The organism is Mesotoga sp. UBA6090 (assembly GCF_002435945.1).
In the GTDB taxonomy this organism is placed as follows: domain Bacteria; phylum Thermotogota; class Thermotogae; order Petrotogales; family Kosmotogaceae; genus Mesotoga.
On the sequence record NZ_DIXC01000014.1, the window covers coordinates 11,781 to 37,894 of the forward strand.

General features: G+C 45.7%; 23 protein-coding genes and 1 tRNA gene. 19 read left to right on the top strand and 5 right to left on the bottom strand.

What is annotated here, in order from left to right:
• Positions 1–92 precede the first annotated feature (92 nt).
• From B3K42_RS02545 to disA, 6 genes are all read left to right on the top strand, one after another.
• Positions 93–2,027, top strand: a complete 1,935-nt coding sequence (locus B3K42_RS02545) for a hypothetical protein (RefSeq protein ID WP_292596629.1) — start codon at positions 93–95, stop codon at positions 2,025–2,027.
• Positions 2,028–2,029: 2 nt separating this feature from the next.
• A complete protein-coding gene (locus tag B3K42_RS02550; RefSeq protein WP_292596631.1) occupies positions 2,030–2,707 on the top strand; it encodes a tRNA1(Val) (adenine(37)-N6)-methyltransferase in 678 nt (225 codons plus the stop codon).
• Positions 2,708–2,712: 5 nt separating this feature from the next.
• Positions 2,713–3,342 (top strand): dTMP kinase, encoded by a 630-nt coding sequence (gene tmk / locus B3K42_RS02555; protein ID WP_292596632.1) that lies wholly within the window; start codon positions 2,713–2,715, stop codon positions 3,340–3,342.
• Positions 3,343–3,347: 5 nt separating this feature from the next.
• Entirely contained in the window at positions 3,348–5,837 is a 2,490-nt protein-coding gene (locus B3K42_RS02560; RefSeq protein ID WP_292596634.1) for an ATP-dependent Clp protease ATP-binding subunit, read from the top strand.
• A 104-nt stretch (positions 5,838–5,941) separates the two neighbouring features.
• Positions 5,942–7,267 carry a DNA repair protein RadA gene (radA, locus tag B3K42_RS02565; protein ID WP_292596636.1) on the top strand — a complete coding sequence of 442 codons (1,326 nt, stop codon included), beginning with the start codon at positions 5,942–5,944 and terminating at the stop codon, positions 7,265–7,267.
• Positions 7,254–8,333, top strand: a complete 1,080-nt coding sequence (gene disA, locus B3K42_RS02570) for a DNA integrity scanning diadenylate cyclase DisA (RefSeq protein WP_292596638.1) — start codon at positions 7,254–7,256, stop codon at positions 8,331–8,333. Before radA ends, disA begins: the two co-directional genes overlap by 14 nt.
• Here disA and B3K42_RS02575 read toward each other — a convergent pair.
• The 4 genes from B3K42_RS02575 to B3K42_RS02590 all read right to left on the bottom strand — a co-directional run bounded on the left by B3K42_RS02575 (position 8,314) and on the right by B3K42_RS02590 (position 11,301).
• Positions 8,314–9,600 (bottom strand): amidohydrolase, encoded by a 1,287-nt coding sequence (locus B3K42_RS02575; RefSeq protein WP_292596640.1) that lies wholly within the window; start codon positions 9,598–9,600, stop codon positions 8,314–8,316. The two genes, disA and B3K42_RS02575, sit on opposite strands and share 20 nt — an antisense overlap.
• A complete protein-coding gene (locus B3K42_RS02580; protein ID WP_292596642.1) occupies positions 9,597–10,337 on the bottom strand; it encodes a WecB/TagA/CpsF family glycosyltransferase in 741 nt (246 codons plus the stop codon). The genes B3K42_RS02575 and B3K42_RS02580 overlap by 4 nt, the downstream gene beginning before the upstream one ends.
• Positions 10,338–10,411: 74 nt before the next feature.
• Positions 10,412–10,501, bottom strand: a tRNA-Leu gene (locus tag B3K42_RS02585).
• 95 nt (positions 10,502–10,596) lie between these two features.
• Positions 10,597–11,301: a DUF3298 and DUF4163 domain-containing protein gene (locus B3K42_RS02590; protein ID WP_110990570.1), complete on the bottom strand. Its 705-nt coding sequence runs from the start codon at positions 11,299–11,301 to the stop codon at positions 10,597–10,599.
• A gap of 412 nt (positions 11,302–11,713) precedes the next feature.
• Between B3K42_RS02590 and glpX the strand changes: the two genes are divergently transcribed.
• The 11 genes from glpX to B3K42_RS02645 all read left to right on the top strand — a co-directional run bounded on the left by glpX (position 11,714) and on the right by B3K42_RS02645 (position 22,753).
• The gene (gene glpX, locus B3K42_RS02595) at positions 11,714–12,727 is read left to right on the top strand and encodes a class II fructose-bisphosphatase (RefSeq protein ID WP_110990569.1); all 1,014 of its coding nucleotides are present in this window, start codon (positions 11,714–11,716) and stop codon (positions 12,725–12,727) included.
• A 178-nt stretch (positions 12,728–12,905) separates the two neighbouring features.
• Positions 12,906–13,058: a hypothetical protein gene (locus B3K42_RS02600; RefSeq protein WP_181419080.1), complete on the top strand. Its 153-nt coding sequence runs from the start codon at positions 12,906–12,908 to the stop codon at positions 13,056–13,058.
• A 322-nt stretch (positions 13,059–13,380) separates the two neighbouring features.
• On the top strand, positions 13,381–13,965 hold the full coding sequence (locus B3K42_RS02605; protein ID WP_110990568.1) for a glutamine amidotransferase-related protein: 585 nt from the start codon (positions 13,381–13,383) through the stop codon (positions 13,963–13,965).
• Between the two features lie 24 nt (positions 13,966–13,989).
• The gene (proC, locus tag B3K42_RS02610) at positions 13,990–14,820 is read left to right on the top strand and encodes a pyrroline-5-carboxylate reductase (RefSeq protein WP_110990567.1); all 831 of its coding nucleotides are present in this window, start codon (positions 13,990–13,992) and stop codon (positions 14,818–14,820) included.
• Positions 14,801–16,045, top strand: coding sequence for a glutamate-5-semialdehyde dehydrogenase (locus B3K42_RS02615; RefSeq protein WP_181419079.1), 1,245 nt, complete (start codon positions 14,801–14,803; stop codon positions 16,043–16,045). Before proC ends, B3K42_RS02615 begins: the two co-directional genes overlap by 20 nt.
• Complete coding sequence (proB, locus tag B3K42_RS02620) at positions 16,045–17,106, top strand: glutamate 5-kinase (protein ID WP_110990566.1); 1,062 nt, start codon at positions 16,045–16,047, stop codon at positions 17,104–17,106. Before B3K42_RS02615 ends, proB begins: the two co-directional genes overlap by 1 nt.
• A 249-nt stretch (positions 17,107–17,355) precedes the next feature.
• Positions 17,356–18,696, top strand: a complete 1,341-nt coding sequence (locus B3K42_RS02625; protein WP_110990565.1) for a TldD/PmbA family protein — start codon at positions 17,356–17,358, stop codon at positions 18,694–18,696.
• A gap of 13 nt (positions 18,697–18,709) precedes the next feature.
• Positions 18,710–19,945, top strand: coding sequence for a metallopeptidase TldD-related protein (locus tag B3K42_RS02630; protein WP_110990564.1), 1,236 nt, complete (start codon positions 18,710–18,712; stop codon positions 19,943–19,945).
• Between the two features lie 77 nt (positions 19,946–20,022).
• The gene (locus B3K42_RS02635) at positions 20,023–21,033 is read left to right on the top strand and encodes a Gfo/Idh/MocA family protein (protein WP_110990563.1); all 1,011 of its coding nucleotides are present in this window, start codon (positions 20,023–20,025) and stop codon (positions 21,031–21,033) included.
• Between the two features lies 1 nt (position 21,034).
• Positions 21,035–22,009: a Gfo/Idh/MocA family protein gene (locus B3K42_RS02640; RefSeq protein ID WP_110990562.1), complete on the top strand. Its 975-nt coding sequence runs from the start codon at positions 21,035–21,037 to the stop codon at positions 22,007–22,009.
• 81 nt (positions 22,010–22,090) lie between these two features.
• Positions 22,091–22,753 carry a class I SAM-dependent methyltransferase gene (locus B3K42_RS02645; RefSeq protein ID WP_110990561.1) on the top strand — a complete coding sequence of 221 codons (663 nt, stop codon included), beginning with the start codon at positions 22,091–22,093 and terminating at the stop codon, positions 22,751–22,753.
• Positions 22,754–22,965: 212 nt separating this feature from the next.
• Here the strand turns inward: B3K42_RS02645 and B3K42_RS02650 are convergent, their stop codons facing one another.
• Positions 22,966–23,970, bottom strand: a complete 1,005-nt coding sequence (locus tag B3K42_RS02650; protein ID WP_110990560.1) for an SIS domain-containing protein — start codon at positions 23,968–23,970, stop codon at positions 22,966–22,968.
• Between the two features lie 134 nt (positions 23,971–24,104).
• On the opposite strand from B3K42_RS02650, the gene B3K42_RS02655 reads away from it, so the two are divergent.
• Both B3K42_RS02655 and B3K42_RS02660 read left to right on the top strand, forming a co-directional pair.
• Positions 24,105–24,914 carry an alpha/beta fold hydrolase gene (locus tag B3K42_RS02655; RefSeq protein WP_110990559.1) on the top strand — a complete coding sequence of 270 codons (810 nt, stop codon included), beginning with the start codon at positions 24,105–24,107 and terminating at the stop codon, positions 24,912–24,914.
• 172 nt (positions 24,915–25,086) lie between these two features.
• On the top strand, positions 25,087–26,109 hold the full coding sequence (locus B3K42_RS02660) for a 3-oxoacyl-ACP synthase (RefSeq protein ID WP_110990558.1): 1,023 nt from the start codon (positions 25,087–25,089) through the stop codon (positions 26,107–26,109).
• The last annotated feature ends 5 nt before the right edge of the window (positions 26,110–26,114 follow it).

Genomic DNA, 26,114 nt, shown 5'->3' on the forward strand with positions numbered 1-26,114 from the left:
TCTCACCAGTTGATTCTATCTTTTTTTGCCTTTCAGGGCAACATTTAAGAGTCAGTTTTGTCAGGATATGTTATTCTTCTTAAGATAGGAGTGTGAAGGACATCAAGAGGATTTTCGAAATCATTTTTGTTTCTCTTTTGTTCATTCTAGTAGCTGCCTGTAGTGACGGCGGGAATTACTCTGTTTCTATCAGACAGATAGACTGCAAAGGCACGATCTGCAACATAGATCTGAATATCTCGGCACCCGGCAGGGAGCTCCCCATGTTTCTTGTGACAATCAATCGGCCTCCGGTTGATGGCAATGACGGCTTGAAATTCAGAGGGACTGAAGCTTCGTTTGAATTGAAGGAGCAGGGTACTCATTCGATATATGTGACTTTGATTGAGGGTAAGAGATTCTTGACGACTCCGGTCTCGGTTAAGACAACGATTAATCTTGAACCTCCAGATAGGCCAGTGGTTCGATGGAGTCTTGCGCAAGGATTACTGACTCTCGATGTCAAGGCAAACGATTCCGAAAAAGTTACTGACTATCGAATCCTAGTTAATGGTGTTTCGTACAGATCCTCTAACGGCGTTTTTTCGGTCCCTGCAGAAAGAGATACAAAATATATCGTCCAGGCGTTCTCAATGTTTGATACGATAAGCTCTGAACCTGCAATTGTTGATCTTGAGCTTTCGGAAGACTTTGCTCCAGAAGTGAAGCTCTTCTTAACCCTTCCGTATAGAGGAGACGCGATACAAGCTGAGATTAGTGACGACTGGGACAGTCCTGAGGAGATTGAGATAGAAGCCTTCGCTCAAGAGAGAGGGATTTCTCTTCTCTTTGATGGAGCAAGGCTAATACCGGAGATACCTATTCCGGAGGGCAAGAATACTCTGGTTGTTAGAGTAAGAGATTCTTCTGGCAACACTACCGAAGTCAAGAAGCAGTTGTCGGTTGTCAAGAATACTTCTTCTGACCTCCCCGAACTCTATATTGAGGAAGGCACTATAAGAAACGCAAGGTGGACTACTTCAGAAGGTCTTGTTGAACTGCAGAGATATAGGGACGGTGAGTGGATTACTCTCTCCAGCCACGATTCTGAAGAGAAATCGTCGATAATTTCGAAGGACAGCATATCTGAGAACGGTGATCTTTACAGAATTGCCTTCACTTCCGAAAACGAGATCTACATGCCTTCCGTTCCGGTTTTCGCTAAAGAGAGTTTCTTCAGACGGTTCAGTACTGAGTACATTTCATCTTTCCTGGGAATGGATTCGCTGCTGGTAGCAGGAAACGATTACAGATTTTATGGGAACATAGTTGTGAGAGATAATTCGGTTATGAGAGTCGAGTCGGGTTCTTCTCTCACAATTCCAAAGGGAAACACTTTGCTCGTGAGTGGAGTCCTTGATCTAGAAGGTAGGAAGGACAGGATTGCAGTAAATCCGGGAGGTTCCTCTGGAACTATCGAAGTTACGAACAACGGCGTTTTGATTGCGAGAAGCGTGGATTTCAACAATTCGAGGATCCTTATTGAAGGAGCGGCAGTAGTAGTATTTGAAGATTGCACATTTTCCGGCGGTTTGAAGATCAGTGGTGCGAGAACCGTCCAGATATACAAAAGCCAGATCGATGGAGAAATAATCGTTGAAAACGTCAGAGAACTGCTCGTCCATCTCAGCGAGCTCTCCGGAACAAAGCTGACATACAGCAATCTGGGTTCAGCCTTGCTCTCAAGAAGTACATTTAGTTCGCAGTCAATGGAAGTCAAAGATTCACGCGTTGAAGTGGTGGGCTCGGTTTTCGAATCCGGGGATATTGAAATCAACAAGACGTCTCGTCTGTCACTGACGGGAGGTTCACTGACAGATACTAAAATCAAAATATCTGGAGCATCCTGGATGCACATTGAAGAATCGGAAATAGCGGGACAGGTTAGGATAGACCTTCAGAGGCTTTCAAGACTAAGTCTTCAAGAGGACACGAAAGGTATGACTGAGATCATCTCGGACGAAAAATCTGCCATTAAGGTGTACTGAGTATGGGTATGAACTTTCGCGATTTTGATCCCGGAATTCTTGGGTGTCTGGATCTTGACTTTTCCTCTCTTCATGCTCGAGTCAATCACGGAACTCTATTGCTATCGTGGTTCATTACTCCTCCGAAAGGCGCAAGAAAAGCGCTCGAATTGGGTTCGGGCAGCGGCGTGATTTCGATCTATCTGGCAAAGGTCTTTGGACTGTCAGTAACTGGTTTGGAGATTGATAGCGATCTTTACAACGTGTCCGTTAAGAACGCTCGCGCCAATAGCACCGAAAAACTTACAAGTTTCATAAACTGCGACATCAAGGCATATTGTAGCGAAAATAGAGGAGAGATCTTTGATCTAGTTGTAGCTAATCCACCCCACTATGTTCATTCCGGTCTCGAAAGTCCAGACGATAGAAGAAACATTGCAAGACGAATTGACCGGGATTCGGCAAGGGTATTTGCCTCTGCCGCGGGTGGGTTTCTTAAAAACAGAGGTGCTTTCTTCTTTTTACTGCATCCGAGGGACCTGACCAAATGGGTCCGCCTTTTAGAGGATGAAGGGTTGGGAATTCATAGATTGAGATTTGCGTATGGATCTTTCGAAAAACAGGCTCAGCTGGTACTCATAAGCGGGAGAAAGGGCTCCTCATCTGAAATCGTTGTGGAACCTCCCATAAGAATGAGGTGAAAACTATGTTTGTTAGTATAGAAGGAATTGACGGATGTGGAAAAACCACGCAGATCAAACTTTTGGCTGAGTATCTCAGTCAATTAGGTGTGGAGTTCACTATAGTCAGGGAACCCGGTGGGACCAGGGCAGGCGAAGAGATCCGGCAGATATTGCTTCACAAGGACTTTCAGTTGTGCGCGGAGTCGGAGCTACTTCTATTCATGGCGGCACGTGCACAGATAGTTAGGGAGGTTGTAAGACCTGCACTGGAGAGTGGTAGATTGGTGATCGCAGATCGATTCATGGATTCATCAGTTGCCTACCAGGGAGTTGGTAGGAATCTCGGACAGAAAGTCGTCCAGTTCATGAATTCATTTGTTGTAGGGAATACGGTCCCCGATATTACGTTATACATTGATGTGCCGGCAGATGTAGCAATGTCGCGGATGAGAAAAGAAAAGAAAAATGATAAAATAGAAGTGGAAAGTTTAGAGTTTTTCGAAAGAGTAAGGAAAGGATATGAGAGGTTGATGGTAGAAAATAGCAAGAGATTCGTTCTCATAGATGGAAGACAGGCTGAAGAGCAAGTGCATGAAGATATCAGGAAGTCTTTATCGGTTTTAATCGAAAAGCGAAAGCCAAATTGGAGGTGAGAAAAATGTATTTCGACAAGTTTTCTGAAGGCGCTGCCCAGGTCTTTGTGACAGCCCAGGACGAGGCTAGAAGTCTCGGCCACCCTTATGTTGGAACTGAACACCTCCTTCTAGCGATCATAAAAGTCGAAAATGAGCAAACAACTAGGATTCTGAGAAACTACTCGATCACATACGAGAGAATCTCCAGAGAAGTAACTTCGATGGTTGGGACTAACGTACATCAGTCTGTAGTCGGAGCCCCGCAGATGACACCCAGAGCAAGACGAGTTATCGAGCTGGCAAATGATGAATCGAAAATGCTTGGTCAAGACAAGATTGATGTGGAACACATAATGCTCGGGATCGTTCGCGAAGGAGAAGGTATCGCAGCCCACATATTGAAACAAATGGGAGTAAACCTATCGCAGCTGAGAAGAGAGATTATTGAAAACATAACGGGTGACTGGGAAGAGGGAGGCGAACAGCCCGAGAATGTCTTCGTACAGCAGAGCCAAACTATGAGCTCCGCAATCAAGCAACTGGAAGGTTTTGGCACAGACCTTACTGCAATGGCCAAGGCTGGGAAGCTTGATCCGATAGTCGGTAGAGAGATTGAAAGGCAGAGGTTAATGGAGGTTCTTTCCAGACGCAAGAAGAACAATCCTGTCTTGATTGGAGAACCTGGCGTTGGAAAGACGGCAATTGTTGAAGGACTTGCACAAATGATTGTTGATGAAGAGGTTCCCGAGACACTCAAGAACAAAGTCATTTTTGCACTGGATGTCGCTTCACTCATAGCCGGGACAAAGTACAGAGGAGAATTTGAGAAGAGGCTGAAGAAGCTCATCCATGTTGTGAAATCCAACGGAAACATCATTTTGTTCATAGATGAAGTCCATACGATAGTTGGTGCAGGTTCAGCTGAAGGTGCCGTTGATGCCGCCAATATTTTGAAGCCGGCTCTTGCAAGCGGAGAGATAAGATGCATAGGATCAACAACTCCTGATGAATACAGAAAGTACATAGAAAAAGATGCCGCTCTTGAAAGAAGATTCCAGAAGATCTACGTAACCGAGCCTACTCCGGAACAGTCGGTGGAGATTCTGAAAGGTATAAGACACAAGTATGAACTTCACCACAAGGTGCGCTACACAGAAAAAGGTCTGGAAGCTGCTGTCACATTGTCGCACAGATATGTTTCCGACAGATTCCTTCCGGACAAAGCGATAGATATTATTGATGAGGCGGGTTCAAGGGCAAGACTGCAGAAACTTACTATTCCCGACGAGTTGAAAAAGATGCAGGGTGATATTGAAGTCCTGAAGATAAAGAGAGAGACTGCTGCGGCCGATCAGGAGTATGAAGAAGCTGCCCAACTGAAGGAAAAAGAGCGTTTGATACAGCAGAAGTATAGAGATGGCTATAGCGAATGGAGAAACAGGGTTGATTCTGAGATAGTTACTCTCGATGACGATGAAGTCGCAGAAATCGTTTCAAACTGGACAGGAATACCCCTCAGAAAGCTTGAAGAGACGGACAGCGAAAAGCTTCTTACTCTGGAAACTGCTCTGCATGAGAGGATAGTCTCTCAAGAAGAAGCCATTTCGGCGGTCGCCAAATCGATAAGGCGCGCAAGAAGCGGATTGAAGGACCCCCACAGACCGATTGGAGCTTTCCTTTTCCTTGGCCCAACGGGTGTAGGGAAGACCGAGTTAGCAAAGGCTCTTGCCGAGTACCTTTTTGGCGAGGATAAGGCGCTTGTCAGATTTGATATGTCGGAGTACATGGAAAGATTTTCGGTCTCAAGATTGATTGGGGCGCCGCCAGGTTATGTCGGCTACGATGAAGGAGGTACCTTGACCGAGAGAATCAGGAAGAGGCCATTTTCTGTAATACTCTTCGACGAGATAGAGAAGGCCCATCCGGATACCTTCAACATCTTGCTCCAGATAATGGATGATGGCAGACTCACCGATTCGCAGGGAAGACAGGTAGATTTCAGGAACACAATAGTGATAATGACCAGCAATCTTGGCGGAGAATTCATAAACAAAACCAAGTCTTCTATAGGTTTCGTAGAATCGATTCATGAAGAGAAGGAATATGAGGCTATGAAAACTTCGGTGCTTGAGGAAGTCAAGCGGACTTTTAGGCCTGAGTTTCTCAACAGGCTCGACGAAGTAGTAGTCTTCCATCAGTTGACCAAGCCTCAAATCAAGTCGATAATCGATATACTTATGAACGACATGAGAAAGAGGCTGAAGGAGAAGCATTTGAAGTTGGTTCTATCTGAACCTGCTCAGGATTTCCTTGTAGATGAAGGGTTCAACCCCGTCTATGGTGCGCGCCCACTGAAAAGAGCCATTCAGAAGTATGTTGAGGACCCTCTCTCTGAAGAGCTTCTAAGAGGAAGGTTCCAGGAAGGAGATCTCATTACCGCAGAGGTCGACAACAAGATTCTGGTTTTCAAGAAGAAAAAAGATGAAAAAACAGAAGTTAAGGCCGTGACCTAAGAATCAGTTCCTAACGATATTGAAGGGGGGGCGGTTTCAAGCCCCCCTTTGTAAAATACTAAGTCTTATGCACAACATTCAGAGGAAGACGGTGGGGTTCGTTTGTGAAGAAGAAGAGAAGTTATGTTTGTGATGTTTGCGGCTATGAGTCGCCCGCTTGGTTTGGACGATGTCCTTCCTGCAACGAATGGAATACTGCAATCGCTTTTCTAACTGAAAGAGATCAGGAGGACAGCTCCTCCGCTGCTGGATTTGAGGCAAAGCCTCTTTCAGAAATAGACGGCGATGAATCTCCGCGAATGGATACTCGAATTGAAGAACTGAATAGATCCCTCGGTGGAGGAATTGTTCCAGGGAGTGCAATTCTAGTAAGTGGAGAGCCCGGAATAGGAAAATCAACTCTCATGCTCCAGCTCTCCGACCTAATCGCAGGAGAAAAGCCAGTCCTGTATATATCTGGAGAAGAATCTGTTCGTCAACTGAGATTGAGAGCTGAAAGACTTCGTCTCTCGAACAAGGAGCGAATAGAAGTTGTTTCGGCTAATGAGATAGACTCCTTGAAGGTTTCGGGAATTGACAAATACGGCATGGTCGTGGTCGATTCTTTGCAAACGATAAGAATGTCCAGCGTACCTTCCTTACCAGGCTCTGTCGTACAGGTGAGAGAATGTTCAAATATGCTCGTCTCTTTGGCTAAATCATCCGACATTCCGTTTCTAATGGTATCTCATATAACCAAGGGGGGGCAAATTGCAGGACCGAAGCTCGTTGAACATCTTGTCGATACAGTACTGTACTTTGAATCGAGTAAAACGGGATACAGGTTCTTGAGAACTGTGAAAAACCGATTTGGCCCCTCGGATGAGATTGCAGTCTTTGAAATGACCTCGGAAGGGTTGCGTGAGGTTTCCGACATTAGTAGTCTTTTTGTAGAAGACTATACAAGCGCGCCCGGTAATGTGGTCTCAGTAATCTATGAAGGTTCCAGGGCTTTTCTAATAGAAGTTCAGGCGTTGGTTTCTAAACCGGTTTATGGAACTCCCAGGCGACTTGCGTCTGGAGTGCCTCTTGAAAGACTTCTCCTCGTTACCGCGGTACTGACGAAGAGAGCAGGTATCCCTCTCGACAGTCTGGATCTTTATCTGAACGTTGCAGGAGGACTCCAAATAGAGGACACTGGCGTTGACCTGGCTATTGCCGCCGCTTTGGTGTCTTCTTATACGGACACTTCACTACCTGAAGGCGTAGCCTTTTTTGGTGAGATTGGACTGGATGGAACTGTGCGTTCCGTTTCTTCGACAGAGAAAAGAGTCGAAAGGGCAAAAAAATCCTCTTTCTCAAGAATAGCTGCGCCAGAGGGAAGAAATGGTATAAAAGATGTGAAACAACTACTGAAAATCATCGGAGGTATGAAGAGTGGAAAGGAGTGAACTCATAGAAAAGATCAAGAAGATTGCCCCGGGAACTCCGCTTCGCCACGCTCTCGATGATATACAGGATGCAAGCGTGGGAGGTTTAATCTTTTTTGTTGACGATTACAAGAAGTATGGGCAGCTGATGCAGATAGGATTCCTTCTAAATTGTCAGTTCAATCCCAACAAACTGTATGAGCTTGCCAAGATGGATGGTGCAATTGTTGTGGATGATGATCTTACGACGATAGTTGGAGCGAATGTTCAGTTGATTCCGGATCACACTATTCCTACTAATCAGACAGGTATGAGGCACCGAGCCGCTGAGAGAATGGCTAGAGAAACTGGTAGGATGCTGGTCGCTGTATCAAAGAGACGGAACACAATGACGATCTTCCTTGGAGATTACGTCTATACTTTGAACAGCGTAGAAACTCTTACATCCAAGATCACGCAAACTATCAGAACTGCGGAGAAGTACAAAGAAGCCTTTATTGAGGCCTTGCAGGGGATAGAATTCATGGAGCGTGCCGGTTCACTCACTCTCTTTGACGTTGTCAAGACTATCCAGAAGGGATTGATGGTTGTTCTGATATGTGAGGAGGCAGATTTCACGATTGCCGAACTGGGTAACCATGGCAGATTTCCCGCAATGCAACTTGCAGAGATTCTAGTGAATGTTAATGAAGAAATAGAGAATCTCATTCTGGATTTCAGTGAGGAGTTAGTTGATCAAGATAGTCTCGAAGGGGTCTTTGAAGAGATGAAGAGCCTCAGCGAGAAGGAAATAAGCAGCTTTGGAGTAATACTGAGACACATGGGATATGAGATAAATACTGCTTCTCAAGCAGTTGAGTACTTTATTCGATCTAGAGGAATTCGTTTTGCCAGGCACATCCCTAGAATCCCTCTACAGGTTGCCATAAACTTGGGGAAGGAGTTTGGCACCTTCTCGAATCTTCTTGAGAGTACTGAGGATGAGCTTAAGGACGTCGACGGAATCGGCGAAAAGCGGGCCTCGGCAATAAGACACGCAATCGATGTCTATAAGAAATCCGGTGAAATCACAATTCCAGGTTTCTAAGCTCCTTTATCAGATCCCTAAGTTCTTTCCTGGATATTCTCTGCGGGACTCCTTTATCCATGATCAATTCCCCCGAGTTCCAGACTTTCTCGAAATTCGTGTCAAACGAGGACTTGAGAATCAATTGAAGCGTTGTCGGCAGGCGAGTGTCAAATTTCTCGAGATCCAGGGACGACTTGGACAGAATGAGATCGGCCGAGCAACCTTCTTTTAGTACTCCGGTTCGCTTTCCGAATAGTCTTTGAAACAACTTGTAGTTGCTGTCAAAAAGCGTTTTCCTTATCTCATAGTCGATAACGGAATTCTCAAAGTTCCTGCCGTAACGTTCAGTGAGAAGAACTTCTTTAGCCTCGCCCAACATATCCGATCCTACAAATCCAGTTCCGATACAGACCTGCATCCCTCTTCCGAGGAGGTCTGCTATGTTTGGCTTGAAAGTTCCCGCGTACATTTCGGATCTTAAGGATTTCGTGACAAAGATTCTCCTTGAAGAGATTATGTCCATATCGGTTTCGCTCAGGTTCCCACCGTAAATGACTCCACATTCAGGGACGAGTATCCCGTTTTTCAGCAGTCTTTCGACAAGGCTTTCTCCCCATCTTAAAAGGCAAATCTCATTATCCTGCTTCATATCGAAAATGAAGAGGTTCAAGTTCATCCCTTTTTCATAGAGACTTCTGAGTTTGAAAAGAGCTTCTTCGTCGTAGGTGGCAAGTCCACTTACATAAACAATGGGACAGAAAGAAGAGTCACGAGAGACATTTTCCCAGCGTTCAGCTACTTCATCTATTGTCTCATCAGTCAAGACCGGCCCGACAGCGAGATAAACACCATACTTTTGTGAAAGCTGTCTATAGAACTCCGGGTCGATATCGGGGTGATCAATGACCGGACCACTGATTGCGACTGAACCACTTCTTATTGCCTTCAATATGGCTACCTCTGCAGAAAGTCTGACAAGAGAAGAATTAACCTCACTCGTGCCTGATTCAAGCAGACTGCTGAAAAAATTCCTTCCTGCTTGAGCATCTTTCAGAAGTCTTAAGGGGTAAGAAGAAATACTTGAATACACACTGTAATGAGCATTGAAAATTGAAGGCAGAAGGATGCCTTTTTCGCCGTCAATTATCTCTTCATCCTCTTGAATGCTGTACTCTCTCCTCGGTCCGACGAAAGTAATCTCCCCATTCTCAAATCTGACCAGTGCATCATCCACAAGAGGGTTCTTTAGATCATTTGTGAATGCCAAAACGTTGGTTACGATCATCTGGAACCACCTCTTCTTGATTTGAAATAAGATCCGACAACGTAAGTCTCGAAACTCACAAGCTTAGGGATAATTTTGAGACGCTTCTCAGGTTCTTGAACTATCCTGTATAACCATTCAAGCCCCGCCTTTTGCATCCATAAAGGGGCTCTCTTCAGATCGCCGGAGATAACATCAAAAGATCCCCCGACACCCATCAGAACACTCGCATGAAGTTTATCAATGTTTTCCGCAATCCAAATATCTTGTTTAGGAACGCCCATACCGACAAATACAATATCTGCAGATGAAGAATTTATTTCTGAGACGATTGTATCACTTTCCTCTCGCGTGAAAAAGCCGCTGTGATACCCCGCAATATCGATTAGTGGAAATCTTTGTTTCAGTTTTTCAACGGTCTTTGTTACGATGCCCTCTTTCGCGCCCAAGAAGAATACCTTTAAACCGGTTTCTGAAGACAGCTCACAGATTTTGAGCATCAGATCAATTCCGGGGACCCTTTCCACTCTCTTTTTCGAAATGAGTTTTATTGCTTTTAGGACACCGCTCCCATCTGGCACAACATAATTAACGGTTGCGAGGGCATTCTTGTATTCCAAATTGTGAATGTATTCATATGCAATCAAAGCATTCAGGGTGAGGACGTGTGATCTTAAGCCCGATTGTGTTCGCTGAATAAGCTCATTGGCTGCAGAAATTAGGTTTCCTTCCTGAAGATCAAAATCGAGAAATCTCAACCGAACACCCCCACACTTCATTAAAACACAACGAGTGTCGTTTTCAACGAAAAGAGGAAGGCTTAGCCTTCCTCTGGTGCCGAGGGCGGGAATCGAACCCGCACGGGGCTCTCAACCCCAGCGGATTTTGAGTCCGCCGCGTCTGCCAGTTCCACCACCTCGGCCAGCAATAAAACTTTACCATCAATGATTATTGGTGTCAACGAGTCATGCGAAGGGACACTTCCAAAAGACTCTTCGCCAAGAAACTAGGCCGTCTTCATTTCTGATTGAGCAGTTCTTTCAGAGGGAAGCAGAACTCCGGCATTCCCGAAGCCCAGGGACCGATGTCGTAGGGCTGAAAGCATATGCACAATCTTCCCGCCTTGAGGTAGAAGCACTGATCCGTTGTAACTCCGTCGAAGTAATCCAGCCAAAGGTCCTCTCGCTTGTCAATCTCCGATTTTATTAACTCATTTAATGCATCTTCAGCGGCCTTGTTGCCGAGAACATTGTGTAGAGCCACAAGACGTGACGTGGATAAATCAATATTGTAAGTTCTTCTCGAAGCATTGGGATGTGCTCCGCCCGTGTACTCGCTGAAGATCATATCAATGGTTAGGATTCCGTCGCTCACATACGCTGAATAGATCACATAAACATTGAAAGCCCTGAAGGGCCATTCAGATGTCTTCGATTCCTCAAAAGCCTTCCTAGCCATCTCTTCTATTTCACTTCTATACTGAGCGATTTCTGATTCCAGAGTTGTATTCAGATAGTCCTGAAATGGCATATCCTTCAATCCGTTGATAGAAGGCACCTGAATATTGACGGCGCAGATGCCAGAATCCTCAATTATCTGCTTTCCGAGAACGGAAATCAGGTCTCCTTGGGAAACAAAAACCTGCTCAGGAAGATCCTGTGTGAAAGAAAACGCAGTAACAAGAACCAGTAATAGATAGCTTGCAATCAACAATTTACGCATACAATCCCCTCCTCGTAATTGCCCATAACCAGAAAATCAGTTATTGTTCAGACGCCCTACAAATGGGGTCGCTCTTAACAAGATGATATCACCGATGTTTGACGTTTGGTTGCGAATAAAAGCAGTTTCATTCTTAGCATTTGGAAATTCCTTCGCCTCAGACTTTTCTGTTCAGTGAGATTCTGTTAAAGCTTTCATGCCCATCTTCCACTCACCTGATGAATAAGCTCTGTCGATTTCTAATCCTCGTACAGAACTATTTCTCAGCAAGATGTCTTCATAATACTTTGATGAAGAATATTGGTACTCGAAAGCTGTCGGCAAACAGATCTCCTGCTTTGATTCACAAATTAGTCGAAAGTCGGCGAAAAAACTGCATCTCAATGCTATGATTTAGCAGGGGGTGATTGTATTGATTCCGGAAATAACCCTTGATATGGTAAGGGTGACTGAAGCAGCAGCTTTGTTCTCAAGTGTCTATCTGGGGCGAGGTAATAAGGAAGCCGTAGATCAAAGAGCTGTCGACGCAATGAGGGGGATTCTCGATCTTCTTGAGATGAAAGGAACAATAGTTATTGGCGAAGGAGAAAAGGACCAGGCGCCAATGCTAGCGGCGGGAGAACATGTAGGCAAATGGAGTGACGACGATCCTGAAGTACTTATAGCAGTCGATCCCGTAGATGGTACGAGACTGGTAGCAAATGGAAGATCAAACGCATTAAGTGTCATTGCAGCGACTGAAGGAGGAAAAATCGCTCCTCTTCCTACTTATTATGTGGATAAGCTGGCCGTTGGAAAGGAACTTGCTGGCAACCTTGATATAGAAGCAACGCCACGAGAAAATCTTCGTATTGCGGCTGCGATTCTTGGCGTAAATGTATCGGAACTGACTGTCACTATGCTTGACAGAGAGAGAAATTACCCCTTGGTTGAGGCAGTCAGAACTGTTGGAGCCAGAATTAGGCTGATAAATGACGGAGATATTGCTGCCGCAATAGCGACTGCTCTGCCAGATGGAGGAACGGAGATATACATGGGAATAGGAGGATCGCCTGAGGCGGTTCTTGCAGCCTCGGCGCTTCAGTGCATGGGAGGCGAAATTCAGGTGAAATGCTGGCCGAGGGATGCCGGTGAGATTGAAAAGGTCAGTAATTCGTCTTTTGAACTCAATCGAGTCTACGAGACAAAGGATCTTATCGATGGTGAGGAAGTTGTCTTCAGCGCAACCGGGATCACTGATGGTTCTTTCTTGAGGGGCGTACGATTTACACATAATCAGGCGATAACCGATTCAATTGCAATGCGCTCTAGTACGAGAACGGTTAGAAGAATAAGGGCTTATCATGAGATCGCCTACAAAACAATCACAACTAAATCCGGAGGCGAGGTCTTCATATTCAACAGCTTGCTGGGAAAGAGGATGTAAAACAATCCTCTGATTCTGAGACATCAAGCAAGAAAGAGATCTTTTCCTGTTTATCTGTTCAGTCCAGTTCTTGAGGTTCACTTTTGGAAAACAGGTCGGGCTTCGCGTTGGATTTCGAGCTATCATGAAAGAGAATGGATTTTTGAAGTCAATCTAATGATGCAAGAGGCATTCTTCCATGAGGGTGAAGGACACCAAAAACACCACCTGTCTCGAGGAGGAGTTTTTCCGACGCTCGCCCAAAGAGACGGCGGCATTTCTTGCCCGTTGCTGTCCTATAGTAAGGGCAAATGATATTACGCTATTCTTTCTCGAAACACTTGTGGATTGAGAGATATTTCTCGCTTGAGAAAATGCCCGAGAAGTCAAGATGAGAGATGACGAGCCTCCGAAATAATCTCCTTTGCTTTCTTTTGACACTAAGTTCTCCAGTCGATCAGCCTCCAATTTGATGTATTTGTTCTAGCCTAGCTTTGACAGGAAGCGTTTGATCTAATCTAATAAACCTTGTAGCGTCCGACCTTACTTTTCGAGTAGTTTTATTTTGATGCAACGTTACCCTTTTCGAGTAGATTATTTGTTATGCATATCGCCGACGAGAATCTGCGGGTCTTGAAGTGCTATAATAACCGCAAATGGCGGAGGTAGGTCGTGTGATCTGCATTTTGGTTAACGACATTGATTTTGAGACAGCTTTATCTCCTGTTGAAAGAGCTTTGGAGATGCTAGATGTGAAGTTCAGAACCTGGAAAACCTTTCTGAAGGGATTTCCTGAAGATAAATTCCGTTGCGACGGGCTCATCCTAACGGGCGGTTTTTCGATGAGTGAGTATTTTGAAGGAGTTGCACCTTTGTGGGGAGCCGCTTATGTGAAGAGATTTCCTGGTCCCGTTCTAGGGATTTGTCTGGGAATGCAGATATTGGCCCGGCTTTCTGAGGAATCACTTGTACTATCCAGAGAGCTTGGAGTCTCAAAGATTCGGCTTGATAACTCATGCGAGCTCTTCTCTGGAATGAAATGCGAAGTGGAAGCATATCAACGACATAACTATGGTCTTCCCTATGTTCCTTACGAGTACGACCAGATTGCGTGGGGAGACGCAACTTTTATCCAGGGAATCGCCTCTCAGGACGGAACAAGATTTGGTGTTCAGTTTCACCCTGAAGAAACCGCACTTGGCTCAGAGGAGGAGTTGATAGGGATTTTTTCCAACTTTTCCAGAATTGTTTGTTCTTAATGAGGAATGAATGGGGAGGAGAAAATGAAAATAGGAATTATCGGAGTGGGAAACATAGGCAGTATTTTTGCAAGCAGACTCCTTGGAGAGCTACGAGATCTCGATAAACTCTACTTGTTAGATAGAAATCAAGAGCGTCTTTCAAACTATTCTTCAGAAGACGACAGAGTAGAGATTGCTTCGAGTCCGGATGAAGTTCTTTCAAACTGTACTCATGTGATCATTGCTGTTAAACCTCAGGATTGTCTGGAGCTCTTCTCGGAGATAATTAACGGCAAGAACGCTTGCCCGATTATCATAAGCACAATAACAGGGATAGAGATAAATCTGATTTCTGAAAAGACAGGGTTGAAAAGGATCGCCCGAATCATGCCGAATGTTCCAAGTGCTATTGGTCGTGGAGTTACGGGTTTTGTCTGCTCAAGTTCGCTAACTGGAAGGGATAAGAGAGATGTTGAAAGAATTCTTCTCACGATGGGCGAGATTGTCGAGGTCCGTGAAAATGATCTAGCCGCAGTAACTGCTTTGAGCGGCAGTGGACCGGCCTTTGTTTTTGTCATAGTCGAGTCTCTGATAGACGTAGGTTTGAAGATGGGTCTATCCTACGATGTTGCCAGAGAGCTGATTCTTGGCACTCTGGGAGGTTCTGTTGAGCTTCTGAAGGTGAAGGGGAATCACCCTGGCGAGTTCCGTCATCTTGTAACCTCTCCAGGAGGGACAACCATCGAGGGAATTTACTCACTGGAAAGAGAGGGGTTGAGGGGTACCATAATGAAGGCGTTGTTCGACACTTATCTGAGAGCGAAAGAGATAAACTCCGAGCTGGAGGTGACCAATGATAGAACTTCTAGATAAGGGGGAGAAAGTAAAAGCTGCCTCGAGAAAGCTGAGGTTGCTGAGTACAGATGAGAAGAACGAAGCGATCCTGTCTATCTCCCGAGAACTCGAAGCTCATAAAGAGGGGATCCTGCTGGCCAATTCCATTGATGTTGAGAATTCGAAAAAGAAGGGAATGAAGGAGTCTCTCGTCGATAGACTTGCCCTTTCAGAAGATAGAATAGCGGGAATGATCGAATCATGCAAAAATGTTGTCTCTCTGTCTGACCCGGTCGGCGAAATCGAGAATACATGGGTACAGAAGGATGGGCTGCAAATCTCTAGAGTAAGAGTGCCCATAGGTGCCATAGGTATGATTTATGAATCGAGGCCGAATGTGACGGTCGATGCGTCGATTCTTTCTCTAAAATCCGGCAATTCAGTCCTCCTAAAGGGGGGAAGTGATGCGATTAACTCAAACAAAGCGATTGTCTCGATAATAAAGAAAGCGCTGACTTCGGCAGGACTTCCCGAGGGTTCAGTTGAACTTGTCGAAGACACTTCTCATCAAGCAGTTGAAGAGATGTTGAAGATGAACCAGTACCTTTCTTTGATCATTCCAAGGGGAGGGGCCGGCTTGATTAAGTTCGTCGTCAATAACTCCAGAATACCGGTAATAGAGACTGGAACTGGCAACTGTCACATCTTCATTGATTATAATGCCGATGTCGACAAAGCGGTGATGATAGTTGAAAATGCCAAGACTCAAAGACCCGGAACCTGCAATGCAGTCGAAACACTTCTTGTTCACAGGGCGATTGCTGCTGAGTTCATCCCTCGTGCCGCACAGATCCTGACTGAAAAAGGAGTTGAGCTCAGAGGCTGTACTGAGTCGATAAGATACTGGAAGATGCTACCTGCAACTGAGGAAGACTATGCTACAGAGTTTCTCGATCTCGTTCTGGCGGTGAAGATAGTTGAAGACGTCGATGAGGCGATATCGCATATCGAGAAATACTCAACGGGTCACTCGGAGGCCATCTTAACAAATGATTACGCCAACTCGAGACGTTTTCTGAAAGCTGTGGATTCCGCCGCCGTCTACGTCAATGCATCAACTCGTTTCACAGATGGAGGAGAATTCGGCTTTGGCAGCGAGATTGGCATAAGTACTCAGAAGCTTCATGCTCGAGGCCCGTTTGGCCTGAAAGAGCTCACTAGCTATAAGTACACGATACTGGGTGATAACCAGGTGAGAAAGTAATGTCCAGGATTGTTCTTAAGGTTGGCTCAAATCTGCTGGTAAGAAAGAATGGAGAAATAGACAAGAAGTATATAGCTGAGCTTGCAAGGGAAATCTCTATGCTCAAGGCTAACGACAACCAGGTTGTTCTCGTATCTTCGGGAGCAAAGGCGGCCGGTTTTGGTTATCTTGAAGGAAGGAAACCAATCAGTGACCTCTACATGAAACAGGCTCTTTGTGCAGCGGGTCAGGTTCAGCTTATGAAGCTCTATGAAACAGTCTTTGGTCTTTTTGGTGAGAAGATAGCGCAGATTCTCGTAAACAGGGACGACTTCGGCGACAGAAAAAGGTTCCTTAACTTGAGAAACACTCTGATTGGACTCCTGGAGCTTGGACTGGTTCCTGTAGTCAATGAAAACGACACGACATCCACCGAGGAGATAATGTTTGGAGACAACGACATACTTGCATCTATGTTTGCAATTGGATGGCAGGCAGATTTGCTTGTTCTGATGTCTACCGTTAAAGGAGTGGTGGACGAGAATGGTGAAGTCATCTCAATATTTGATGCGTCCAGGAGACTGAAGAACATAGAAAGCTCGTCGTGGGGTACCGGAGGCATAGATACAAAGATAAGAGCCGCACGGGCCGCATCTGCGAGCGGAATCAGAAGTTGCATATGCAACGGTAGAGAACTAGGGCAGATTGAAGGCTTTGTTAAGGGGAGAGATATTGGAACGGTCTTCACTCCGATAGAGTCGCCCGGCGCTCGCAAGACATGGATTGGATTTCTATCAACTCCGAAGGGGGTAATCAAGATAAATCGAGGAGCCGAGGGCGCAATTAGAAGAGGGAAAAGCCTTCTTGCCGTAGGTGTGGAAGATGTTTCAGGAGACTTTTCTGAGGGAGAGGTAGTAAGCATATCTTCGCTGAAAGGTGAAGAGATTGCCAGAGGAATCTCAAACTTCAGTGCGCTTGAAGTCAAGAAAATCAGGGGAGTGAGGAGCGACAGAATATCCTCAGTACTGGGGCATGACTGCGCAAAAGTAGTAGTTCACATTGATAATTCTTATCGTGTTTAGCTGCGTTCTTCATGAGAACATTTTTTGCCATGCACTCTTCTAGATAATCGTCACGTGATGTTTGGAATGAAATAGTCGTGCTGATCAAAAGTGACAATCCGACTGAAAACAGATTCTTGAGTAAAGCGTACATGTCAATAGAGAGTTTAGATCTATACTGACTTCGGAGTGCTAGTTATGGCAATCTTTAAACCGAGGTTTGTCTATCCCGTTATATACTTTTATTGAAACGATTGCTGGAGGTGAAGTATGTATAGTTTTCCGGACAATCTTTACTCCGATGTGAGAGTTGAGGACGTTTCAAAGAGTGACATCATTGTTACTCTCGGGCGTACTGATAACATGAAAGCGCAGAAGTATGTCGCGGCTTTCATAAGGGTCTTTGATGGAGAAAGGTGGTACTATAGCTCGACTACGAATCTGGATTCCGTTCAAGAGGAATTGGATAGACTTGCCTGTCTTGCAAAAAGGAATCCCGCTATCGAAGAAAACAGAATCGTTCGCAAATTCGAAGTCAACAAGGGATCCTATTTGAGCTACGAAAAAGATGAAGATTTCTCTCTAGTCTCTCTCAGTGAAAAATACGATTTGCTCTCAAGTTATTTTCCTCTCATTGGAGAGAGCGAGCTTGTGAAATTCTTGAGAGGTCAATATATTGATCAGAGAGTTGTTAAGAGCTTCTTTTCAAGCAAAGGTGCAGATCTCACATTTGATTATCAACGGGTCGGCTTCAGACTGCTCTATCAGATGGTTTGTGGTGAGGATCAGTTCATGGAAAGATTTGATCTGGCGGGAAATACACTGGATGTGATTAAAGATCTCCACGAGGAAGTTGGGCAGACAGTTAAGACCTCTGAAGATTTCATAAGAAATGCCAAACCCGTCACCCCAGGAAAATATCCGGTTATTCTATCTCCTGAAGCTGCAGGGGTATTTGCCCATGAGAGTTTTGGACATAAGAGCGAAGCAGACTTCATGCTTGGAGACAAGACCATGATGGAAGAGTGGAAGATTGGACGAAAAGTCGGAAGTGAAGTACTCTCAATCATCGACGACGGAAACAAACCGGGAGTTGGGCATGTTGCATTCGATGACGAAGGAACGAAGGCGGTTGAAACTTACCTGATAAGAGACGGTTATCTGTCGGGAAGATTGCACAGCGCAGAGACCGCAGCTGCCCTGGAAGAGGAATTGACGGGAAACGCCAGAGCCGTCAACTTCGAGTATGAACCAGTAGTGAGGATGACAACAACTTTCATATCTCCTGGAGAATTGTCTTTTGAAGAACTTCTTTCCGGGATTAAAGATGGCGTCTATGTCGATTCCCTCAATCACGGGTCTGGAATGTCGACCTTTACGCTTGCACCAAACAGGGCTTATTTGATAAGAGAAGGGAAGATTACGGAGCCGGTCAAGATTTCCGTTGTAACTGGGAGCGTTTTCCAGACGTTGAACGAGATAGAAGGGCTTACTGAGGACTTCAAACTTCTCTCATTCTCTCTTGGAGGGTGTGGAAAGATGGAGCAGTTTCCTCTTCCAGTTGGATTTGGCGGACCTTTTGTTCGAGTCCGTTCGCTGAACGTTCATTAAGGAGGTGCTATCTATGACAGAAGAGAAGTTGGTAGTCCATTATATAGAGAATGCAGTGAAGATTGTTCAGACTCGTGTTAGCTCACTGAGAAAAAAGGATGTTCTGCGTACTTCTGTTCGGCTTTACGACGGTAAATCGATGGGAGTTGCAGGTTCGCTTGGCGAATGCGATGAAACAGAGCTCAACGCCAGAGCTAAACGGTCTCTGGAGCTGGGAATACCTTATCCCTCCGAGGCAACGAAAGATCTGGAACGAGAAGAATACGTCCAGTCCGATCTCCAAAACAGTGCGGAGCTGCTTGAAGCAACCGAAGAGATTCTTGAAAGGCTTAGGACCGACCAACCTGAGTTTAGCTTCAGTCACATCTTTAGGAGTAGCAAGACTGAATCTCAACTGAGAAACAATCTGGGCCTTAATCTAAAATCCTCAAGAGAATCGGTAAGTCTGTCACTCGTAATAAAAGACAAGAAATCATCGAATATTATCGATGCGATGACAGGTTACGAGGGCAGGAAGTTCCAGAAGAAGAGATTTATTGAACTTACTAACATGATTTGTGAAGCCTACAAGAATCAGCTCGATGGAATCGAAGAGGGAGAATATCCGGTGGTGTTCATGTCAGACGATATCACCTACTACAAGAAGCTATATGAGTCCCTTAACGGAATGCTGTTTGCAACAGGTGGATCACTGCTTTCCGGGAAGACTGATATGAAAGTCTTCTCTGAGAAGCTCAACCTTTTGCAGACCAGAAATGTCATGGACGGTTTCAATGAACCCTTCTTCGATTCGGAAGGGACGGTAAATGATGCCGATCGATTCGCTTTGATCGAAAACGGTGTAGTAAAATCCCCGTATACAGATAAGAAGACGTCGTCCACTTTTGGTTTGCCGCTCACTGGCTCTGCCGGTGGAGAATTCGATGGGCTACCTGAACTTGGCACGCCGATGCTCAAGTTCTCTGAATCGGAAGAGACCGTGAAGCAGCTTCTGCGAGGTCAGAAGGGCATCTTTGTTCTTATCGCCAGCGGCGGAGACTTCACTCAGGATGGTCATTTTGCGACTCCTGCCCAGCTAGCTTTCTTGTTTGATGGTGAAAGGTTTATTGGAAGACTACCAGAGATCAGCATTTCTTCACATCTGTATGAGATGTTTGGAAAAGACTTTCGTGGAGTTTCAATGGATGACTTTCTTGGGCTCGAAAACGCAAAACTGACCGTAATGAATATGAAAGTGGAGAAACTGTAGTGTTTCCGGCTGATAAATGAGGAGCCCCTCCAGCTATTCTGGGAGACAGTTTTTTGAACTGAATCAGGAGGTGTTCGATGCACTCGATAGCTATACTTGGAGCGGGGATGATGGGGAACGTCCACGCGAGAGCCTACAGGGACATGAACCAAACGAGTTCCATCTGGATAGTCGATCCAGTCGCAAGCAGGGCAAGAGTGCTCGCGGAGAGTTATGGAGCGGTTGTTGCCAGCTTTGAGGAAGTCCTTGAAAACGACGGTATAGATATAGTGGACATCTGCACGCCGACATTCACTCACAGGGATCTTGCCATCAGGGCGCTGGAGGTTGGGAAGCATGTCTTCTGTGAAAAGCCCGTTGCTCTGAAGCTGGGAGACGCCAGAGCAATGGACGAAGCGGCCGGAAAGAGCGGCATGAAGTTCATGGTAGGTCATGTCGTACGCTTCTTTCCGCAATATAGTGTGGTAAAGGAACTCTCTGTGGCAAGGGATATCGGTGAGATTGTGATGGCGCGGCTCTACAGAGGCGGCTCTTTCCCCTCTCATGGGATTGACAATTGGTTTGCAGATCCAGAAAAGAGCGGAGGCGTCTTTGTTGATCTATCCATACACGATTTCGATTTTCTCAGAAAACTACTCGGTCCAGTGACCACGGTTGAAGCCAGGTCCTCCATGCTGAGTTCCGATAAGAAAAAGAGCTCTTTCGATCATGGGATGGCAATTCTGAAGTTCAAGTCCGGCGCTCTGGCGCACGTTGAAGGTAGTTGGGCCGAACCGCCCGGGATGCCCGTCGGCTTTGGGACGTTCTACGAATTCATCGGGACCAGGGGAATGATCACCAACAGTTACGAGAGAGAAACGACACTTAAGCTGCAAACCTCGATCGACGGAAACCCAAAATACGCACAGGAAAATCCCGCTCATTTTGATCCTTACGCTGCTGAGCTGAAATCGTTCTTACTCTCGGTAGATGAAAATAAGGAAGTACCTGTGAACGGAAAAGAGGCCATCGAGTCGTTGAGAATCGCACTGGCGGCCAACCTGTCGGCAAAACTGCTCAGACCGGTCGAACTTTCGGAGGTGCACTGAGATGATGAAAATCGGGATTCTCGGTATTGCACATATGCACGGTTACAGTTATGCGAGAGCGTTGAATGGAATGAATGATGTCGAGATTACTGGGCTTTACGACGACGATGGATACAGAATGAACAAAGCATGCAGAGAACTTGGGATTAAGTCCTGCGAACATCCCGAAGAACTCGTTGCCGGAAGCGATGGAGTGATAGTAACTAGCGAGAACTCGACTCACAGGGAGTTCGTTGAGATCGCCGCTCGAAAGGGGAAACACGTTCTCTGCGAAAAGCCGATCGCAACAACCGTAGAAGACGCAAATGCAATGGTGGAGATCTGCAAGGAGAATAACGTTAAACTTCAAATGGCCTTTCCGGTTAGGTACAGCGCCTCTGTCAGAAAGGCCAAAGAGATTATAGGGGCCGGTTTTCTGGGCGATGTAATCAACTTGGTCGGGACTAACCATGGGAGAATGCCTGGCGGGTGGTTCACGGATCCCGAGCTGAGTGGTGGCGGAGCCGTGATGGATCATACCGTTCATGTGGTCGACATTGTGAGGTGGCTTCTTGACTGTGAATTCACAACGGTCTACGCCACTTTCGGTACCCTGATACACGATATATGGGTCGAGGATTGCGGACTGGAGATGTTCAAACTCTCGACAGGCCAGTACATGACATTGGACTGCAGCTGGTCGAGACCAAGGGCACACCCTTATTGGGGAGATGTTACGTTGCGCATTGTAGGAACAAAGGGAACACTCTTTCTGGACGTCTTCAACTCGAAAATCGAAGTCTACTCAAATGAAAGTGGTTCAAGCTGGGAGAATTACGGTGATAATCTAGATCAGCTATTGATTGAGGAGTTTGTAGAAGTGCTCAGGTCAGGTAGAAGCCCGTTTACGATAGGGGAAGATGGATTACAAGCCTTGAAGGTAGTTTGTTCTGCCTACAGGAGTCTTAAAGAGGGAACAGAGACGAAAATTGTCTAGCACCGTTCCAGTATTTTCTTCTCAGTTTTCAGCTCTGGGGTATAATCAAGAAGAGATGAACACAGTTATGAGGTGAGCTAATTGGAGCATCAGTACGATCGAAGAAAACTGGAGCAGGAGTTTGACAACCTTCCTGAGGCTTCCCCGATAGCAGACATCGACCCATTCAAGGGAGACATAATTGCTATGGTTGGGGCGCTTGCACTCGACTATCTTGAGCTAGGTTTGGAAGACACTTTGCTGGACATTGGAACGGGTCGGGGAAGATGGGCTGTGGCTGCGAGTCCTTACTGCAAGAAAGTAATTGGAATCGATATAAGCAGAAGGATGTTGGAGGATGCCAGAATAAATGTGGCCAGTTCTGGTGTCGAAAACGTTGAATTCTTCAGGGGCTCCTTTGAGGACCCTTGTGAAGAGACGGATGTTTTTCGGCAAAATGTGAATAAGGTCGTCGCAATCTATTCTCTTCACCATCTTACTGATCCGATGAAGAAGGAGGCCGTCTCTGGGTTGGCTGAAATGCTCGTGAGACCTGGGAGAATCGTTATAGGTGATATCATGTGGTTTGACGATCCGGGTAAGCACAAAGATGCGTGGGACAAAGTATATTTTGACGACAACGAAACAGATCACCCGGCGAGCATTTCATTTATGAGAGAAGTTTTCGAGGCCTCCGGCGCGAGTGAAATCGAGATTCTTCAGGTCCATCCGCTAGTGGGGTTGATAAGTGCAACCTTTCTCTAGAATGATTCATGGCAAGTATGAGATGATTAGCAACCTGTCTACTGGCGATAGTTCATAAAGAGACTGTTACTGTCTGAAGTGCTCCGCTCGATTTGCAGCTAAGCTTTCCTGACTTTTCGGCAATAAGAGTACTTCAGGACTCGAAGTCTTCGGCTTTCTTCTGCAGACTCCTATGCAAGCCCTTATTGAAGAGCAATGATGGTGATAAAAGGCTACTCTTTGGTAGTAACCTTCGTTCCGTACACCCCAGCTCCGGGATCAAATCCCCTCTTTCGGGCTATCTCTTCCACGGTCTTCTGAAGGACATTCATCATGGGAATCGACGCAAGCACCTCATCGAGGCCCTCGGAAACGTATACGGTCTCAACGCTCTCGTTGTTTGAGTTAGAAAGAGTTATCAAGTCACACTTGTCCGAAATGTCGCTGTGAAGTTCCTGCATTAAGTCGTGAGTGGCTCCGGTTGGATTCAAGGTAAGTACAACGGGTCTGTCTATCAAAAGCTCAACCGGGCCATGCCTGAAAGCAGCACCTGTGTAGAATATCAAGCTCATTTTCGCAACTTCAGCAAACATTAGTCTTGCCATCCTGCCTACCCCGATTCCAAATCCTCTGGCCACAAGTATCCTCTCCCTCTTTTCAGAGAGGAGAGTCGCGAGCCATGAAACATCAAGTGCAAGAGCTTCTTCCATCCTGGAAGGCAATTTAGAGAAGTCAATCTGCCTGGCCGTCTTAGAAGCTGCGATTATCAGCATCAAAACAATGCTATTCACAAAGGTCTTTGTGGCTCCCATAGATCTCTCATTACCCGCATTGAGAAGGAAAACTCTCTCATCAGGGAAATTTCTTGACGCACTACTCCGGCTGTTGTTTGTTATTATGGCCATCCTCCGTACAAGAGCCCTGTTGTCCTCGATGAACCTAATCAGTTCGGCGCTCTCTCCAGACTGGCTTATTAAGAAGATTGTCGTATACTTCTTGATTAGTTCTGTAAATGAATAAGCGATTATCTCAGACAACTCCGAGCTTACTGCGTCGATACCGGAGGACCTGAGAAAGGAAGCGGCCACTTCTGCAGCGTGGAAAGACGCCCCCATTCCGGTGAATAACACTTTGTCAAAGTCCAGTCCCTCTGCTCTTGCGGATAAAACGTCGGATGTTGAAATCAGCTTTCTGACTGCTTCGGGTTGTTCCAACATATCCATCATGAATTTCGACATTCAGACCATCCCTTCTTCAAATAATTCATTGATCCCGCCATCGTGTTTGGCTCTCCTTTATGAGTTTATCATCAAAGGGCAGGGTTTTGACTAACTGCCCTAATCGGTGCCATAATCATTACGGAGGTGAAGATATGTCACTATTCAAAACAACGGATGGCACACAGATCTATTTTGAAGAACATGGAAATGAGAAGAATTCACCTCTTCTCATACTAAACGGCATTATGATGTCAACGCCATCATGGGCGGGTTTCATCTCGGGTTTCACTAAGCATTTCAGGCTGATCTTGATGGATTTCAGAGATCAGGGCCGGTCAGAAAGAAAGGACCTGCAATACCACATCTCCGTTCACAAGAGTGATGTTGTTGATCTTCTAGATCACCTGAAAATTGCTCAAGCAAACATAGTTGGCCTTTCCTATGGCGGACAGGTCGCTGAAATGCTGGCTATTGCCAATCCTGACAGAGTCAAATCATTAGTGCTTGCAAACACTCCGGCTAGGATCTCACCTTATCTCGCAGAACTAGGTGAAGCATGGAAAGAAGCGGCCGAGCTTTTCGACGGCGAGCGATTTTTCAAACTGGCAATACCTTTCATCTACTCAGATTACTTCTACAATCGAAACCTTGCATGGCTGAAGGAGCGTCAGAAGATGTTCAAATCAACACTCAACAGAGAATGGTTTGAAGGATTCATAAGACTTATCTCTTCAAATCCTGATTTCAACGTTCTGGATGAACTAGATGAGATTCAGTGCCCGACGCTACTTCTTGGCGCCGATCGGGACATCATTACTCCGATAGAAGAGATGAAAATGATCCATGAAAGAGTCAGAAACTCAGAATTTCTTATTATAAAGGATGCCGGTCACGGAGCTTTCCTTGAAAAGTCGGAAGAGTTTATGACGGCAATTATCGGCTTCGTACTCAAAAATTGTTAGAAAAAGTGACGATTTGGGAGTTATTCATCTTCATTCACCGATAATCATCAATAAACGGCATTAGTCGAACTTAGCAACCGGATCAATTTAGTGTATTGTAAAAGTGAGAGATGATTCATCTTTCATATATGAGAGGTGAATCACGACACGCAAAGCATAAGGGGTGATCTTGTTGAGTTCAGTTCCGGTAATTGGTATAGCGGGGATCGGGACATACATACCTGAGACCTTCATGACTCCAGAGGAAATTGCCGAGGTAACAGGCATTCCGCAAGATGTAATTGAACTGAAATTTGGAGTGAAGAGAAGACTCGTTCCTGGTCCTGAAGAGACCACAAGCAATTTGGGAATCAAAGCGGCATTGAAAGCTCTTGAAAATGCCGGAACGGATCCCAAAGACCTTGATCTGATAATCTGGAACGGTGCACAGCATAAAGATTACCCATGCTGGCTGGCCGGGTTGAAGGTTGCTGACGAAATCGGTGCCAAAAACGCTTGGTCTTTTGATATGGAAGCGATGTGTGGATCTATGATGGCCGGCATTGACGTGGCGAAGAGTCTCATGATCGCTAGAGACGATGTTGATACTGTTCTGCTCGTGAGCGGCTACAGAAATGTGGACCTTATGAATCTTTCTGAGGCATCCACCTCATTCATGCTTGATGTAGGAGCGAGCGGAGCTGCTGTGGTTCTTAAGAAAAGCCATAATGAGAATGTCGTTCTATCTTCGGCGTTTAAGGGTGACGGATCATTCTCCGAGCTGTGTGTTGTTCCGGTAGGAGGAACTAAAAAGTGGCCTATGAGTCCCGAAGACACATTGAGTTATCATTTCTCCGTCCAAGGAGACACTGCAGAATTCAAGAAACGCCTTGGAGAGACTACAATGCCGAATTTCTACTGGGTAATTGGAGAGTCACTCAGAAAGAGCGGCTATTCTGAAAGTGATATCGATTATTTAGCAATTTTGCATTTCAAAAGATCGGCTCATTTTGCAGTTCTTGAAGAGCTCGGGCTAAAGGAAGATCAGAGTACTTACCTTGATTACTACGGCCATCTTGGACAAAATGATCAGATTCTCTCGATTGAATTAGGGTTGAAAGAAGGGAAGATCAAAGATGGCGATGTGATCGTTATGGTAGGTGCCGGATTAGGCTTCGTCTGGGCAGCGACGACAGTAAAATGGGGCAAGAATTAGGAGGC